The sequence below is a fragment of the Cupriavidus sp. 05T313 genome (assembly GCF_056396665.1).
This window is the reverse complement of sequence record NZ_JBFTLX010000571.1, coordinates 1-605: the sequence shown is the minus strand read 5'-3', so window position 1 is coordinate 605 and position 605 is coordinate 1. Positions and strand designations below refer to the sequence as shown.

The 605-nt window shown below is 65.5% G+C and carries 1 protein-coding gene; it reads right to left on the bottom strand.

Annotated features, from left to right (window positions below):
- A partial coding sequence (nagZ, locus tag AC1DKD_RS41805; protein ID WP_477144804.1) for a beta-N-acetylhexosaminidase occupies positions 1–605 on the bottom strand: 605 nt, incomplete at both ends.

Genomic DNA, 605 nt, shown 5'->3' with positions numbered 1-605 from the left:
TGCGTACATCGAGTTCGCCGAGCAACTGGTCCGCACGCTCAGGATGGTTGCAGATCAGCACCATGTCGCAGCCGGCGCCAAGGGCCGCGCGCGCGGCTTCGGTCACCGTGCCCGCGACGCTTGCGCCTTCCATGCTCAGGTCGTCGCTGAAGATCACGCCCTCGAAGCCAAGCTGGGTGCGTAGCACGTCCTGCAGCCAGTAGCGCGAAAAACCGGCAGGATGCGGATCCACCTTGGGATAGATCACATGCGCCGGCATCACAGAGGACAGCGCCATCCCCATCCACTCGTAAGGACGCGCATCCTGCGCGAGAATCTCGTCGAGACCGCGCTCGTCCACCGGCACCGCCACATGCGAATCGGCGGCAACAAAGCCGTGGCCGGGGAAGTGCTTGCCGCAATTGGCCATGCCGGCCAGCAGCAGGCCATGGGTCAGGTGGTTGGCGAGCATCGTCACCACGCGCGGGTCGGCGTGGAAGGCGCGGTCGCCGATCACAGCGCTGAGCCCGTAGTCCAGGTCAAGCACCGGGGTGAAGCTCAGGTCGATATCGCAAGCCCGCAACTCTGCTGCCAGCACGTAGCCGCAGCTGACGGCAGCCTTGGTT